This window comes from Mycobacterium sp. (genome assembly GCF_049673265.1).
Classification (GTDB): domain Bacteria; phylum Actinomycetota; class Actinomycetes; order Mycobacteriales; family Mycobacteriaceae; genus Mycobacterium.
In genome coordinates, this window is sequence record NZ_JBATXN010000378.1 from 1 (window position 1) to 15196 (window position 15196).

General features: G+C 63.7%; 18 protein-coding genes and 1 pseudogene. 13 read left to right on the forward strand and 6 right to left on the reverse strand.

Annotated features, from left to right (window positions below):
• The 6 genes and pseudogenes from WBF82_RS13045 to WBF82_RS13070 form a co-directional block, all read left to right on the forward strand.
• Positions 1-378: pseudogene (locus tag WBF82_RS13045) on the forward strand (DUF1214 domain-containing protein); the annotation flags it as partial.
• Positions 375-1520 carry a sulfotransferase family protein gene (locus tag WBF82_RS13050; RefSeq protein WP_424383434.1) on the forward strand — a complete coding sequence of 382 codons (1146 nt, stop codon included), beginning with the start codon at positions 375-377 and terminating at the stop codon, positions 1518-1520. The pseudogene WBF82_RS13045 and the gene WBF82_RS13050, both read left to right, overlap by 4 nt.
• Complete coding sequence (locus WBF82_RS13055) at positions 1517-2173, forward strand: TetR/AcrR family transcriptional regulator (RefSeq protein ID WP_424383435.1); 657 nt, start codon at positions 1517-1519, stop codon at positions 2171-2173. Before WBF82_RS13050 ends, WBF82_RS13055 begins: the two co-directional genes overlap by 4 nt.
• 10 nt (positions 2174-2183) lie before the next feature.
• Complete coding sequence (locus WBF82_RS13060; RefSeq protein WP_424383436.1) at positions 2184-2987, forward strand: SDR family NAD(P)-dependent oxidoreductase; 804 nt, start codon at positions 2184-2186, stop codon at positions 2985-2987.
• Positions 2988-3091: 104 nt separating this feature from the next.
• Positions 3092-3880, forward strand: coding sequence for an enoyl-CoA hydratase/isomerase family protein (locus WBF82_RS13065; RefSeq protein ID WP_424383437.1), 789 nt, complete (start codon positions 3092-3094; stop codon positions 3878-3880).
• A gap of 18 nt (positions 3881-3898) precedes the next feature.
• The gene (locus WBF82_RS13070; RefSeq protein WP_424383438.1) at positions 3899-5197 is read left to right on the forward strand and encodes an acyl-CoA dehydrogenase family protein; all 1299 of its coding nucleotides are present in this window, start codon (positions 3899-3901) and stop codon (positions 5195-5197) included.
• Here WBF82_RS13070 and WBF82_RS13075 read toward each other — a convergent pair.
• Positions 5194-5979 carry an SDR family NAD(P)-dependent oxidoreductase gene (locus WBF82_RS13075; protein ID WP_424383448.1) on the reverse strand — a complete coding sequence of 262 codons (786 nt, stop codon included), beginning with the start codon at positions 5977-5979 and terminating at the stop codon, positions 5194-5196. The genes WBF82_RS13070 and WBF82_RS13075 overlap by 4 nt on opposite strands.
• A gap of 149 nt (positions 5980-6128) precedes the next feature.
• Here WBF82_RS13075 and WBF82_RS13080 point away from each other — a divergent pair, with 149 nt between their 5' ends.
• Positions 6129-6497 carry a nuclear transport factor 2 family protein gene (locus WBF82_RS13080; RefSeq protein ID WP_424383439.1) on the forward strand — a complete coding sequence of 123 codons (369 nt, stop codon included), beginning with the start codon at positions 6129-6131 and terminating at the stop codon, positions 6495-6497.
• A gap of 3 nt (positions 6498-6500) precedes the next feature.
• Here WBF82_RS13080 and WBF82_RS13085 read toward each other — a convergent pair whose 3' ends face one another.
• The 3 genes from WBF82_RS13085 to WBF82_RS13095 are packed head-to-tail and all read right to left on the reverse strand — an operon-like array spanning position 6501 to position 8775.
• Positions 6501-7322, reverse strand: a complete 822-nt coding sequence (locus WBF82_RS13085; protein WP_424383440.1) for an SDR family NAD(P)-dependent oxidoreductase — start codon at positions 7320-7322, stop codon at positions 6501-6503.
• Entirely contained in the window at positions 7319-7735 is a 417-nt protein-coding gene (locus WBF82_RS13090; RefSeq protein WP_424383441.1) for a nuclear transport factor 2 family protein, read from the reverse strand. The genes WBF82_RS13085 and WBF82_RS13090 overlap by 4 nt, the downstream gene beginning before the upstream one ends.
• Positions 7732-8775 carry a zinc-binding dehydrogenase gene (locus WBF82_RS13095; protein ID WP_424383449.1) on the reverse strand — a complete coding sequence of 348 codons (1044 nt, stop codon included), beginning with the start codon at positions 8773-8775 and terminating at the stop codon, positions 7732-7734. Before WBF82_RS13095 ends, WBF82_RS13090 begins: the two co-directional genes overlap by 4 nt.
• A gap of 107 nt (positions 8776-8882) precedes the next feature.
• Here WBF82_RS13095 and WBF82_RS13100 point away from each other — a divergent pair, with 107 nt between their 5' ends.
• The 5 genes from WBF82_RS13100 to WBF82_RS13120 all read left to right on the forward strand — a co-directional run bounded on the left by WBF82_RS13100 (position 8883) and on the right by WBF82_RS13120 (position 12738).
• Entirely contained in the window at positions 8883-9737 is an 855-nt protein-coding gene (locus tag WBF82_RS13100) for a helix-turn-helix domain-containing protein (RefSeq protein WP_424383450.1), read from the forward strand.
• Positions 9730-10638 (forward strand): alpha/beta hydrolase, encoded by a 909-nt coding sequence (locus WBF82_RS13105; RefSeq protein ID WP_424383442.1) that lies wholly within the window; start codon positions 9730-9732, stop codon positions 10636-10638. The genes WBF82_RS13100 and WBF82_RS13105 overlap by 8 nt, the downstream gene beginning before the upstream one ends.
• Before the next feature lie 19 nt (positions 10639-10657).
• Positions 10658-11080: a nuclear transport factor 2 family protein gene (locus WBF82_RS13110; protein WP_424383443.1), complete on the forward strand. Its 423-nt coding sequence runs from the start codon at positions 10658-10660 to the stop codon at positions 11078-11080.
• 87 nt (positions 11081-11167) lie between these two features.
• Complete coding sequence (locus WBF82_RS13115; RefSeq protein ID WP_424383444.1) at positions 11168-12094, forward strand: class I SAM-dependent methyltransferase; 927 nt, start codon at positions 11168-11170, stop codon at positions 12092-12094.
• Positions 12091-12738: a class I SAM-dependent methyltransferase gene (locus WBF82_RS13120; RefSeq protein ID WP_424383445.1), complete on the forward strand. Its 648-nt coding sequence runs from the start codon at positions 12091-12093 to the stop codon at positions 12736-12738. The genes WBF82_RS13115 and WBF82_RS13120 overlap by 4 nt, the downstream gene beginning before the upstream one ends.
• Here the strand turns inward: WBF82_RS13120 and WBF82_RS13125 are convergent.
• A complete protein-coding gene (locus tag WBF82_RS13125) occupies positions 12691-13173 on the reverse strand; it encodes a DUF417 family protein (RefSeq protein ID WP_424383451.1) in 483 nt (160 codons plus the stop codon). The genes WBF82_RS13120 and WBF82_RS13125 overlap by 48 nt on opposite strands.
• Before the next feature lie 168 nt (positions 13174-13341).
• Between WBF82_RS13125 and WBF82_RS13130 the strand changes: the two genes are divergently transcribed.
• Complete coding sequence (locus WBF82_RS13130) at positions 13342-14631, forward strand: amidohydrolase family protein (protein ID WP_424383446.1); 1290 nt, start codon at positions 13342-13344, stop codon at positions 14629-14631.
• 49 nt (positions 14632-14680) lie between these two features.
• On the opposite strand, the gene WBF82_RS13135 is transcribed toward WBF82_RS13130, so the two are convergent.
• The coding region (locus WBF82_RS13135) for a nitroreductase family protein (RefSeq protein ID WP_424383447.1) at positions 14681-15196 on the reverse strand (516 nt) is incomplete at its 5' end.

Sequence of the window (15196 nt, forward strand, 5' to 3'; positions counted from 1 at the left end):
GAAGTTGCACCACCCCAAGGAGTTTACTGGAGCTTTTCACTCGGCAATCCGTGGTGGGAAACGATTCACTACGGTCGCCACCAATCCAGCCTGAACGGACATCAGGCCGTCATGGACTCCGACGGACTAGTTCGCGTGGTGATGTGTGCGCGCGATCCCGGGGTGGCGAATTGGCTTGACACCGCCGGATTCAGCAACGGCGCGATGATTCTGCGCTGCGTCCGTACCAGCACAGCGCCGACGCCGAGCACTCGAGTAGTGGCGTTGGACGAGGTCGCTTCCGTGTTGCCGGCCGACACCGCGAGAATCACCGCCGACGAGCGTGCCTCCGTCCTTGCGCGGCGGCGGCGCGCGGTGCACGAAAGGTTTGCGCTGTGATGTTCTCGGCTGACGAGTTGGAGGACGGCGCCCGCGGGGCGACCGGGCTGGACGACTTCGGGTCGCCCTATTACCGAGAAGGTTTGGAACGCACCGTTGACGCGTTGAACACCGAGGCCGAGCTGTCTGAGATGGGCCGAATCATCCAACAGGCCACGATCAGCAACGCGCTGATCCAGCGCCTCAATGTCGAGGACACCTACTCGCAGCACCCAGAGATCGACGACGAGGTAGTGGGCGGACCGGTTTTTGTCATTGGGCTACCCCGCACGGGGACCACGGCGCTGAGCCAATTGGTGGCTGCTGATCCCCAGTTCCGGTCATTGCGGATGTGGGAATCGCAGGCGCCGACACCACCGCCGGAGGCCGCAACCCAACACACCGATCCGCGCATCGCCCAGGCCGAGGAAGGCCTGCGGATGCTGAACGACATGTTCCCGCTGATGAAGACGCTCTACAACTCCGAGCCGACGGCGCCGACCGAATGCCAGGACCTGATGGGCATGAGTTTTCGCACCTTTCACTTCGACGGCGCTGTCCGGGTCCCGAGTTACCTGGCGTGGCTGATGCAATGCGATATGCGCGAGACCTACCTGTTTCATCGTCGGGTCCTCAAACTGCTGCAGTGGCATTGCCCGCCGACGCTGTGGCATCTCAAGACTCCGGTGCACATGTTCGCCCTCGATGCCCTCGTCGAGGCGTATCCGGACGCGAAATTCCTGTGGAGCCATCGCGATCCCGCCAAAGTCATCGGCTCGGTATGCAGCCTCATTCGGTACGTGCGCAGCTGGAGCAGCGACCGCGACGACCCGAAGGAGCTTGGCGCAGAGCAGCTCGACAGCTGGGCGGAGGCTACTCGTCGGGCGATGGACTTCCGCAAACGGGTTGGTAACGGCCGGTTTTCCGATGTCGCCTTCGCCGACTTGCAGCACGATCCAGTGGGCACGTTGCAGGCGAGTTATGCGTCTTTGGGCTTGCCGTTTGCCGATGCAACCGCGCGTTCCGTCGAGCGGTGGGCCCATCAGCACCAACCCGGGTCACGTGGCGCGCATGACTATGATTTGGCCGATTATGGGCTTACTCCCAAGGGTGTTCGCGAGCGGTTCGCGGACTACCTGCGCGCCTACGACGCGACCGCATGACCGGCCCACGTACTCGGCAGCGAAGCAAACTTGCGCCGAACGCCGATGTGCGGCGCGTAATCGTGGCAGCCGCATCGGAAACACTGCGTGCACAAGGAGTACGGGGACTTAGCGTCGCTGCTGTCCTCGAACGCGCCGCGCTGAGCACCCGTGCGTTCTACCGGCATTTCGAATCGAAGGACGAGGTGGTTGCCGCGGTCTTTCTCGAGATGGCACGTGTTGAAATGCGCAGACTCAGAAGAGCCATGGCGAAGGCCGCCAACCCCGTCGAGGCGGTTGCCGCATGGATCGACGGGCGCCTCGACCTGGCGTTCGACGAGAACATCAAATCCGATCTGCGCCAGCTGTCTTTGGAGGCGCAGTCACAGATGTTCGCCGCTCCTGAGCTGATCCAGCCCGCTTACGAGGAGATGCTCAAGCCGCTCATCGAGCAACTGCACCGCGGACTGAGTCGTGGCTTGTTCCACGACATCGACCCGGTGACCGACGCACAATCCATTCAGGGCGCGGTGTGGGCGAGCACTGAACGGCAATGGGCCGCAGGCGACTGCCAACGCGGGGAGGTCCGCCAACGTGCTCTCCGTTTCTGCTTGCGCGGACTAAAGGTGGCGGACGAAACGATCGCTGATATCGCCGCGCGCGACCGATTGTAGGGAGTGGCAAATGGATCTGGGTTTGGCTGGATCGACAGCAGTCGTCACCGGCGGCAGCAAGGGCATGGGGCTAGCGATCGCTCAAACCCTGGCGACCGAAGGGGCCAGTGTCGCCGTGATGGCCAGAGGCAGGGCGGCTCTTGACGCCGCGGTCGAATCGCTGTCAAGGGCAGGTGCGCCTGACGCCGTCGGGATCAGCGTGGACATGACCGATGCCGCGTCCATCGCCAACGGCTTTTCCGAAGTGTCCGATCGCTGGGGGGAGCTGAACAGCCTGGTTCACACCATCGGCCCGGCCGACGGCTACTTCGAGCAGATGGATGACACCGAATGGGACGCCGCGTTCACGCTTGGCACCATGTCGGGCGTGCGTTCTGTCCGCGCGGCGCTGCCGATGTTGCGCGCCGCAGACTGGGCCCGCATTGTGACGCTGTCTGCGCATTCCATTCAACGGCAGAACCCGCGTATCGTCGCTTACACGGCATCGAAGGCGGCGCTGTCCAGCGTCACCAAGAACCTATCGAAAAGCCTTGCTAAAGAAGGAATCCTGGTCAATTGCGTTTGCCCGGGAACCATTGTCACCGCTAGCTTCACCGAGCAACTCAAGGACATCCTTGCCGCCGACGGTCTCGACGCCACCAACCCGCACGATGTGATGACCTGGATCGACAACAACTTCCATCAGCCATGCGATCTGGGTCGGGCGGGGCTTCCCGAGGAGATTGCCTCGATCACCGCCTACCTGGCCTCTCAGCGCAACGGCTATGTCACCGGCGCAACAGTAAATGTCGACGGAGGCTCGGACTTCATCTAGACCCGATTGCATGGGCCCGCGCCGGAAGAATAGCATTCTCCTGATCCGCGAATTCGCGTCTCAGCCGAGGCGCCGCGGTCGGGCTCGCGACGAAGGGCGCTCGATTGACGGTCAATCAGACACTGAGCGTGCAGACACCGCACGCCGGCGTGGCGGTGCTACAGCTCAACCGACCCGAGCGGCTCAACGCGATCAACGACGTCATGGTCGGCGAGCTCAAGCAGACCTTGGCCGCCTTGGCCGCAGACACATCCGTCTACGCCGTCGTCCTGACCGGCGCAGGCCGCGGGTTCTGCTCCGGCATCGACATGCGCGACTTCGGTCCGGACATACCCGAGGCGACAGCTCCCGCGATCGACCGCATGCGCTTCCAGGAGACGATGGCCGCACTGCCGCAGGCGATTCGCGACCTTCCGCAGCCGGTGATAGCCGCGATTAACGGTCCGTGCGTGGGCGCGGGCTTGGCGCTGTGCCTGGCCGCAGACATCAGAATCTGCTCGACCGCAGCGACATTCGGCAACGCGGCGATACTGCTAGGTCTGTCCGGCGCCGAGATGGGAATGAGCTACTTTTTGCCGCGCATCGTCGGTGCCAGTGCGGCAGCTGACTGGATGCTGACTGGCCGCACGGTCTCAGCCGAGGAAGCCGACCGGCGAGGATTGGTCAGCGAGCTGGTCGAACCCGGCCTGTTATCCGACCGCGCGCTCGAAATAGCCGTGCACATTGCGCAACTCACCCCGCTGGGCGTCCAGCTGACCAAACGGGCGGTACAGGTCAACACCGACGCGGCGGGGCTGGACGCGGCGCTTGAACTTGAGAACCGCAATCAAGTGCTCAGCCACGCCACCGAGGAAGCGGCAGCCCGCAGGCAGACGTGGTCATCGAACACTTAAGTAGCGAAAGGACGACCGGTGGCCTGGGATTTCTCGACCGACCCTGAATGGGCCGCGCAACTCGTCTGGGTCGACGAGTTCGTACGCGCCGAGTGTGAGCCAATCGATCTGATTGTCAAGGAATCTCACGACCTCAACGACCCGGTGCGCCAAGCACTGATTCCCCCGCTGCAGCAGATCGTGAAAGAGCGTGGGTTGTGGGCCACTCACCTAGGTCCGCATCTGGGTGGACCGGGACACGGCCAGGTGCAATTGGCGTTGCTCAACGAGATCCTGGGCCGATCCGAATGTGCGCCGATCGTGTTCGGTTCGCAGGCGCCCGATTCCGGTAACAGCGAAATCTTGGCGCACTACGGCACCCCGGAACTCAAGGCGCGTTATCTTGAGCCGCTGCTGGACAACCGGATCGTGTCGTGCTTCTCGATGACCGAGCCGCAAGGCGGCGCGGACCCGAAAGTGTTCACCACGACCGCGGTCCAGGACGGCGATGATTGGGTCATCAACGGCGAGAAGTGGTTTTCGTCGTTCGCGTCCATCGCCTCGTTCTTGATCGTCATGGCGGTGACGGATCCGGATGCGCCGCCCTACCAACGCCACTCGATGTTCGTCGTGCCCGGTGAAACACCCGGCATCAACGTGTTACGCGACGTCGGTCTCGGTTACCAGCCGCTCGGCGGCGGAGGACGCGAGGGTTACGTGCGGTATGAGAATGTCCGGGTTCCCGCCGACCACATGCTGGGACCACGGGGTGGTGCCTTCGTCGTCGCTCAGACCCGGCTCGGCGGTGGCCGCATTCACCACGCGATGCGTACGGTCGGCCTGGTCCGTCGGATATTCGACATGCTTTGCGAGCGCGCGGTTTCCCGGCACACCCAGGGTGACATGTTGGGCGACAAGCAGCTGGTCCAACAGATGGTGGCCGACTCGTGGATGGAGATCGAAGCGTTCCGGCTGCTGACTTTGCAGACAGCGTGGAAGATCGACCAGCACAACGACTACAAGGCTGTTCGCGCCGATATCTCGGCGGTCAAGGCGATGATGCAGAAGGTGTTGCACGACGTGTCGGCGCGTGCGCTGCAGCTGCACGGATCGCTTGGTGTCACCCACGAGATGCCATTCGTCCAGCACATGGTGGAGTCCTTCGTACTGGGACTGGCCGACGGGCCGACCGAGGTGCACAAAGTGACTTTGGCGCGGCTGTTGCTCAAAGACCACAAGCCCGCACCCGACCTGTTTCCGTCGGAGCACTTGCTGCGGCTACGTGCGGCGGCCGAAGCAAAGTTCGCCGACAAGCTCGCCGGCATTCCGCGCGGCTAACGCAGCCAGCCGATCTCGCGCAGGAACGGCTGCGTGTGGGCGATCCGGCCGGTCATCGATTTGGGATCGCCGGTGCACAGCGTCAGCGCGGTCTGCGTGATGAGTTCGATGTCCTCGGTGTCGGTCTTTGCCAGATCGAGCGTGCCGGCGCCGGGGGTGGCGACCGGATTGGAAGGGGCGGCGGCGTTGACGGCGATGCCATCCGTATAGAGTTCGGCCGCAAGGCTTTTGGTCAGACGATTCAGGGCCGCTTTGACGGTGCCGTAGACCCCGAATCCGGCTGCGCGATCGAACTCGGAGAATGGCGGACCGTCGGGCAGATCGCCGCCGACCGACGTTATGTTGAGGACCCATCCCCGGCCACGTTCACGCATCGCGGGGATGGCCAGTTGAGTGAGGTGCATCGGCGCCAACACGTGCATTTCAATCATCAGACGCATACGCCGTTCTGGGAACTCGTCGAGGGGCCGAAGGAACGTCACGGCGGCGTTGTTGACCAAGATGTCTGGTGCGGTGGCACGTTCAACCATCTCGACGAAGAGTCGCTCTCGCTCCTCGGGCTTCGACAGGTCGGCCTGGATAGCGATCGCCGACCCGCCGGCGGCGGTGATCTCCTCGAGCGTCTGTTGAAGCGAACCCTGATATTTGGGATCGGGTTCCATGGTGCGTCCGGTGATCCCAACCGTGGCGCCTTCGGCGGCCAATCGCTGTGCGATCGCCTTCCCCAACCCGCGACTAGCCCCCGTCACCAGAGCGACCTTGCCGGCACAGGCTGCTGCCACCTGCTGACTCGCCTCCTCGAATACGAAAGTGTCTTCTCGCACGCGGAGAATGCGGTTACCCTCGCAGCGGAAGTATAGGACGTGCCAGCAGCGCCTGACCGGCGATTGACTTGACGGCAAAGCTACGGTTTGTCCAGAGAGGCGATGCTATGGGTCAAACGATGGAGGCCGGGGCGGTAGAGCGCTATCTGGCATGCCTGGCAGCCAACGATTGGGACGGCCTGGCGGCCACCATCGCCGACGAGGACTTGATCCGGGAAGGCCCGTACTGCGACGTCGTCGAAGGCAAGCAACCGTATCTGAAGTTCCTCCAGGGCGTATTCGCGTCGCTGAACGGTTACCGCTTGGACGTGAAGAGAATCTCACATGCCTCGGATCGGGTGTGCTACGTCGAGCTGAGCGAGACCTTCGACATCGACGGCGTCCCCACCGAATACCCTGAATGCCTTGTGTTCGAGCAGAATCGGGACGGACTGATCAACCGGGTCGGCGTGTTCATCAAGCAAATTAATGCGTGATACTCAGTCACTGCCACTGCCCATGACGGCGGCTTGGGCTTGGATCATCAAGCTGACCGCTTCGTTGCGTGTCACCGAGGACAGCATCTGCACCGCGGCGCGCATCATGTCACCAACCATCAAAGTCGGCCCATTGCTGAGGTTTTCGAATGCTTCGCTGATGACCTGGTCGACACCGGCGGCGTCCGGCGGCGCCTGGTCTTCCGAGCTGAGCACCCCGCGGCTGTGTTCGAGGCGGCGCAATGCGGGTGTGTCCGTCTTGCCGAGGATCAGACCGAGCACGTCGACACCCTTGTCATGCAATTCGCTCCACAGCGCCTCGGCGAAGACCATGTCGAACGCCTTGGTGGCACCGTAGGCGACCATATTCGGCCCACCGGCGAGCCCGGCACCCGAGCCAAACAGCACGATGCCGCCGCTGCCCCGCTGCACCATTGCCGGTGCGAAGTGATGACACAGCTGCATCGGCACCATGCAGTTGCGGTGCACCATCGCTTCGGCGGCGGTTATCGGGTTGGCCAGGAACGGCTCGAAGTTGGGATCGGCGCCTGCACAGTAGGCCAGGAAGCCGATATCGAGGTCGTCGGTGGCGGCTGCCACGACGGACGCCGCATCGCGCTCGGCGAGATCGGCTGCCAGCGTGCGGGTTTCGACACCAGTGCGAGCGGTGATCGCGGCGGCTACCTCATCGAGCACGGCCTGGCGCCGCGCCACCAGCACCACGTTGACTCCGCGCTCGGCGAGGCCCTCGGCGAAGGCGGCGCCCACACCGTCGGATGCGCCGGCCACCAGCGCCCACGGCCCGTACTTAGCTGTGAACGTCATGTTGACTCACCGACGGTTGCGACTCGTACCGCGGTGAAGCGACGGCGGGCGATGCGCCATCCGGTATCGGTGCGGACCAGTTCGTCGTCGTAGTAACCGATTCCGTTCACACCGGACTTGTTGTCGCCCATCATGATCAGCGCATCGACATAGGTGCGCGACTGAGCCGAGTCGCCGTCGACGGTGATCACTTGGTTCGTCATGCGGTGCAAGGTGTGGCCTGCCAGCGCGTGCGTCTTGTCCATGAAGTCGGTTACCGCGTCTACACCGTTCCACGCACCGATTTCGCCGTAATCGAGTTCGCAGTCGTCGGTGAACACCGTGCGGAACAACGGCCAGTCGCGCCGGTCGATCCCGGTGGCATAGCGCGTCAGGACATCGGTGATGTCCTGACGGTCTTCTCGTTCGGTCACAAGACGTCTCCGTTCGGGTGGATGACGATTCGAGGCGGGCCGTCGGAGGCTCGGGCCAAGTCCAGGGCGTCGGGCACCTCGTCGAGACTAATGACCGCCCCGACGCTCGGGAGCGGATCGAGTCGCCCGGAAGCGATCGCGTCGAGGGTGCCGTACCAGTCCTGCGGGTGCGGGCCGCCGCCGAATTGAATGGTGACACCCTGACGGGTCGCATCGGTGACGCTCAGCGAATCACCGGTGTACCAGCCGCCGGCGCAATAGATCCGAGTGCCCATGTCGGCGGAATCCACGATCTTCTGGATCAGGCCCGCGGCGCCAACGCATTCAAAGACAACAAGCGAACCCCAGAGCCCACGCTCGGCGCGTACCTCGCGCCACGCGTCGAACGGAGAAGTTTCGGCCGGGTCGACCGCGATGTGCGCCCCGAAGCGGTTGCAAGCCAGTTCACGGCGTTCGGAGTTGTAGTCCGACACGATGATCGGCTCGAGGCCCCGGTTGGCCAGCGCAACGACGGCCGACAGCCCGATCGCGCCTGCACCGATGACGACCGGAACCTCCCCCGGCTCCATCTTCGCGGAGCGCACATAAAACTCACCGACCGCGAACGCGTCGGTCAGAGCCGCGGCGTCGCTTGATATGGCGCCGTCGACCGACTTGGCCAACGTCTCGGCGACGACCACCAATTCGCCGAAACTGCCCTGCGCCTCCGGATGCTGACCGATGATCCGCGCGCCATCGGCGCCACCGTTGACCAGACGGATCGGGATGGACGTCACCCGGGTGCCGACCGGAAACTGTTCTGTGCAGCCGGATCCGTGTCCGACGACTTCGCCGACAAACTCATGGCCAAGCACGATGTCGCGGCTTTCGTCGTAGAGCGAGCGGCCGGTCGGGTCATTGACTCCCATCTCCGGGTGGTCCATGAAATGCACGTCCGACGCGCAGATCGCGGTGCTCAGGGTTCGCAGCAGCAATTCCCCCGGACCGGGAACCGGATCGGCGATCTCACGGACGTCGAGCCGCCCGTCGCGCAACACCACCGCACGCACCCGTCCACTCCTCCGCACTTGGCATTCTCGACTATTCGAGATAGCATCTCGATAATTTGAGCTTCACACTAGGAACCGCGCAGTAAGGAAGTCAAGCCATTCCGCCTTCGGCCCCCACCACGCGCGTCCTCGACGTCGTCGAGCTGCTCGCCGGGCCGGGCAACGAGCGACTGCGGTTCTCCGATGTGGTGCGCAAACTCGAGCTCACGCAGGCGACGGCGCACGCCATTCTGACGACGCTTTGTGCCCGCGGCTGGGCCAGCCGCGATCCGGTCGACAAGACGTTTTCGCTGGGTCCCGCTTTCGCATCGGTGGCGGCGCGGATGGACACTGCGCGGCCGCTGGCGCACACCGCGCGTGAGGCCGCACTACAGCTCGCCGAGCAATTGGGCTACGCCGCTTCGGTGGTAGAGCGGTTCGGCGATTCGTTGGTGATTACTGCGTTCGAGGATCCCGGCCGGAAGTCCGGCGGCGCACCCGGCGACCGGATCCGCTACGCCCCGCCGTTCGGGGTCGCGTTCGCCGCCTGGGACACCGACGAGGAACAGAGCGCGTGGATTCAGCGCAGCACCGCAACAGATTCCGCGTTGGCGCGCCGTCTTGAAGAGATGCTGTCCCGTACCCGCGAGCGCGGATTCGAAGTGGACTGCACGACGCCCGCGCTGACCCGTGCGGCGCACGTCGTTGGGACCTTACCCAGCGACGGGCTACCGGCCCACGTACGCGAGATCACCGATCAGCTGCTGGCCGAATTCACCACGATCGGCTTGCTCTCGGACGACGACGCTCCCCGGCACGCACAGCCGGTAGCGACGATCGCCGCGCCCGTGTTCGACCATCGACGACGAGTCGCAATGATCGTGGCCGTCCATCCGCTACAGGCCCTGACCCGCAAGCAGATCGGCGTCATCGGGCGGCGGGTGGCGCGAGCTGCTGGAGCAACACATGCCTGACAAGCAGACCCTGCGGCTCGACGTCGGCGAGGCCATCGGTGAGCCGGCTTCGCTCGCCGCGACCTACTATCCTGCCGTCACACCTAATCCAATGGTGTTGGTGTGCCTGCCCGGCGGGACATACAACCGGCTCTACTGGCACTTGGATGTGGCGGACCAGCCGGGGTACAACTTCGCCGAGTACGCCGTCGAGCACGGCTACGCCGTCGTCGCCATCGATCCGCTGGGCACCGGCGAAAGCAGCAAGCCTGCCCGCGATATCGGATTGCAAGACATCGCCACCGCACTGACGTGTGCGCTGAACGAGCTGTCCGAAATCACCGGCAGCACAGCATCTCCCATCGCCTTTGCGCATTCCCTCGGCGGTTACCTCGCCATCCTGCAACAAGCCGCGCATGCCAGTTATGCCGGACTGGCCCTTCTAGGCTGCACCAACCAACACGTCGCACCGCTGAACCTCAACCCGGATTTCATCGCCGCGGCCGCCACACCGCATGGCCGCAAGGTATTGGCCGATCAATTCGCCAGCATGATCCCCGAGCCATACACCGAAGCCATTCGGGACTTCCAGCAAGGCTGGTTTCACCTACCTGACGTCCCTGCGGCAGTGCTCGAGGCAGATGATCGTATGACGAGGTCCGTTGTGCCGCGCTGCTTTTCGGCAGGCGCAATTCCAGGCGTGGTGAGCGAGGAAGCGGCGCTGGTGGACGTGCCGGTTCTACTCGGCTACGGCGAAGTCGACGTATCGCCCGACCCCGGCGCTGAGGCGCAGTTCTACGCCCGCAGTACCGATATCACCACGGTGGTTGTTCCCGGCAGCGGGCACTGCCACAACATGGCCTCAACCCGTCACCTGCTCTGGCGACAGCTGCTGGAGTGGGCAGGGCGCATCGGCCATTAATCAACGAGGAGCATCTCGGATGGACCTACGGCGGATCAGCGACGAACTGGAAATAACCGCGCTGCTCAATAGGTACGCCCGCGCCGTAGACACCAAGGACTGGGATTTGTATCGATCGGTATTCACCGACGATGCACACATCGACTACTCGTCGGGCGGAGCCATCGCCGGCAGCCGCGAGCAGGTGGCCGACTGGCTGGCCCAAGGGTTCACCGCGCTTCCGATGTCGATGCACTACATCACCAACATCGAAAGTGAGATCGACGGCAACGCCGCACAGGTGCGCGCGATGTTCTACAACCCCATGCAGCTGCCGGGGATGACCGAACTTAGTTATTGCGGCGGGTACTACCACCATGGATTGGTCCGCACCGATGACGGCTGGCGCAGCCGCAGCCTGCGGGAAGAGACCGTCTGGTTCATCAACGCGCCAGGCTCCTGAAGGTCGGCTCACCGGCTGACTTGTTATACGGGCTAAATACTCGTTATACTAACTAAGTAATGCTGATCTGAACTTTAGGAGCACGCGATGCCGCGCACCGACAACGACACCTGGGACCTCGCGACCAGCGTGGGAGCGACAGCGACGATGGTTGCCGCCGCCCGTGCGATCGCCACCAAAGCCGACAACCCGCTGATCGACGACCGGTTCGCCGAGCCGCTGGTCCGGGCCGTCGGGGTGGATTTCCTGACGAGGTGGGCCGCCGGAGATCTGGCCGCCGCCGACATCGACGACGACGAGTCCAGCTGGAAGCTCCAGCAGATGCCCGACGCGATGGCCGCCCGCACCCGGTTTTTCGACTCGTTCTTCAAAGAGGCGACGCAGGCCGGCATCCGCCAAGCGGTGATCCTCGCATCCGGTCTTGACGCTCGCGCCTACCGATTGGACTGGCCCGCCGGTATGACGGTGTTTGAAGTCGACCAGCCTCAGGTTATTGCTTTCAAAACCACCACGCTGGCCGATCTGGGCGCCCAGCCGACCGCCGATCGCCGTGCCGTCGCGATCGACCTTCGAAACGACTGGCCCGCCGCGTTGATCGAGGCGGGTTTCGACCACATCCAACCGACCGCGTGGATCGCCGAGGGCCTGCTCGGTTATCTGCCGCCCGAAGCGCAAGACCGCCTGCTGGACAACATCTCTGCGCTCAGTGCAGCCGGCAGCCGCCTGGCCACCGAGGCCATCCCGGACATGTCGGAGGTCGACCATGAGCAGGCGCGGGAGATGATGCGCAAGGCTACCGAGAAATGGCGTGCGCACGGTTTCGACCTCGAGTTCTCCGAACTCGGCTATGAGGGCGATCGCAACGACGTCGCCGTTTATCTCGACACATTGGGTTGGCGCTCGACCGGGACGCCGATGAGTCAACTGCTGGCCGAGTTCGGGCTTCCCCCTATGCCGCACGGCAACGACTCGGTGTCGGTGGCCGATACGGTCTACTACACCTCGGTCAAGTGACCAGGCCAACTGTGGCAGCGCAACGTCGCGGTTTCAACGACGCCGTCACGCGGTTCTGGAGTTTCGCGGCGCCGGCCTATAACCTGCCGTTTCTGCAGCAGTGGGTATACCGGCCCGCGCACGACGAGGTGGTCGCGCAGCTGCGCGCGCACTCCTCAGCGCGGGTAGCTGACATCGCCTGTGGCACAGGTATTCTGGCAGATCGGATTGAAAACGAGCTGCACCCCGGGCAGGTCTACGGCGTGGACATGTCCGACGGCATGCTGAAGGCAGCACGCGCCCGCTCGGCCGGCGTGCAGTGGTTGCGTGGACCCGCCGAGCAGCTTCCGTTTGAGGACGGCGCGTTGGACGCGGTCGTGACAACGTCGGCGTTTCACTTCTTCGATCAACCCGCGGCATTGCGCGAATTCCATCGCGTGCTGTCATCCGGCGGGCTGGCGGCGGTCTCGACTCTCAGTGCGCGCCAACTACTTCCGCAGGGACCGTCGACCAGCAAGTGGAAGCCTGCGCATCACCCGTCGCCCGCCGAGATGCGGCGCTTGTTCGAGGGCGCGGGCTTCACCATCGCGGAGCAGCACCGAGTGCGGCGGCCACTACTAACCCGAGCCATCTCGGACTTGATCACGGTCGGGATCAAAAGCTGACGTCATCCGGTGTGCTTTCAGCGCCTCGCCGAGCGTCCAAATCGCAACACCCAGCAGCACAACGTCTTTGAGCAGAAACTGGCCGGGCAGCGCGGAGAGCACCGGAACGGGTCCGACGAACTGGTTGGCCACACCGGGGGTGGTGAACAAAAAGCTCAGCGTCCCGCAGAACAGGACGATCCCCATCCCGCTACCGATTGCCGATAACCGCGGCGACAGCGGGCGAAGGCAGATCAGAATCGCCGCAACGATTTCCAGCGTTCCCAAACCCCGCGCGACGGTGTTTACGCTGAACACGTCATAGACCCAACTCATCAACGGGCTGTGCTCGATCAAGACCCGGGCTTCCATCTTGACGTACTTACCGAAGCCGATCCACGCCAGCGTTAGGGCCAGTCCATACCGGCTGACCGCTTGCCCGATCGAACCCAGCATCGCCGGCCATTGGTCGGTCGGTTTGGTCGTCTTCGCCAATTCACTCCTCCGTTCGGATTACCGGCTGCACCACCGTTTCCGATGACGGGTGGCGCTTCGGTTCGGTTCAACTGCAACGCAAAGCGTGTTCTGGCTATGCTGTCGCCCATACGGTAAAGGGGAACAGGCATGAACAAAGACGACATGATCCTGATTAGCGTGGACGACCACATCGTTGAGCCTCCGGACATGTTCAAAAACCACTTGCCGAACAAGTATTTGGATGAGGCGCCGCGGTTGGTGCACAACCCCGATGGGAGTGATACGTGGCAGTTTCGCGATGTCGTGATCCCCAACGTCGCCCTCAACTCAGTAGCCGGCCGCCCCAAAGAGGAGTACGGGCTCGAACCGCAGGGACTGGATGAGATCCGGCCGGGCTGCTACAACGTTGACGAGCGGATCAAGGATATGAACGCCGGGGGCATGCTGGGGTCGGTTTCCTTCCCGACCTTCCCGGGCTTCGCGGGTCGCCTGTTTGTGACCGAAGATCGGGAATTCAGTTTGGCGTTGTTGCAGGCCTACAACGACTGGCATGTGGAGGAGTGGTGCGGTGCCTATCCGGCGCGGTTCATTCCGATGTGTCTGCCGGTGATCTGGGACCCCGAGGCCTGCGCTAAGGAGGTGCGCCGCAATGCCAAGCGTGGCGTGCACGCGCTGACGTTCACCGAAAACCCCGCTGCCATGGGCTACCCGAGCTTTCACGACGAGCACTGGACGCCGTTGTGGCAGGCATTGGTGGATACCGACACCGTGATGAATGTGCACATCGGCTCTTCGGGCCGGCTGGCCATCACGGCCCCGGACGCGCCGATGGACGTGATGATCACCTTGCAGCCGATGAACATCGTGCAAGCCGCCGCCGATCTGTTGTGGTCGGCGCCGATCAAGAAATACCCCGGCCTCAAGATCGCCCTTTCTGAGGGCGGCACTGGCTGGATCCCCTACTTCCTCGAGCGCGCCGATCGCACCTACGAGATGCATTCGACGTGGACCGGGCAGGACTTCAACGGCAAACTGCCGTCGGAGGTGTTCCGCGAGCACTTCTTGACCTGCTTCATCTCCGACCATGTCGGGGTCGCCTTGCGCAATGAGATCGGCATCGACAACATCTGCTGGGAGGCCGACTACCCGCACTCAGATTCCATGTGGCCCGCGGCACCCGAACAGCTGCACGAGGTGCTGACCCGCAACAGCGTGCCCGACAACGAGATCAACAAGATGACCTACCAGAACGCCATGCGCTGGTATCACTTCGATCCGTTCACTCACATCACACGCGAACAAGCCACCGTGGCCGCACTACGCAAGGCCGCCGAAGGCCACGACGTCTCCATCCACGCAATGTCGCAGCGCACAAAGGACCCCAGCCTTGGAGCCTCGGCGTTGCAGGCGCAGCTGGACAGGTCTAACAAGCCTTAACTGCGGGTGAAGCCGGTATTCTCCGCAGTGCCACAGCCGTTTTCGCGGGTCAGGTCTCGCCCCCGACGAACTCGCGCGCCGACTCATCCCAGCGGTCGACGTTGACCACCTCGGTCAGCGGTCGACGACGCACCGGTCCATGCCTGCCTTTGGGCCAGCCCACCACGATGTGGCCGGCGACCATCCAATCGTCGGGCATGCCGACGGCGTCCCGAAGCAGTTGCTCGCCGCCGTAAGCGCCCCAGCTGGTCAGGCACGCGCCCAGGCCCTGGGCGCGAGCAGCCAGCAAGAAATTCTGCATCGCCGGGAAGATCGACCCACCGAGCAGCAGCTCGGAAGCCGTCGGAAAATGCTTCTGCGCGAACAGAACTGACGTGAATTGGCCGGCCCGATCGTGCAACTCGTAGGTCGCACGGTTAGTACGGGCGCGGCGGCTATGGTCGTCGTCGGCCGGCCGACTCATCCCGTAGACGGGCTCGATGACCTCCAACGCGTGAGCAGCCGCCCTGGCCACCACCGCCCGCTGCTCGGCTGACCGCAGCACGATGAAACGCCAGGCCTGAGC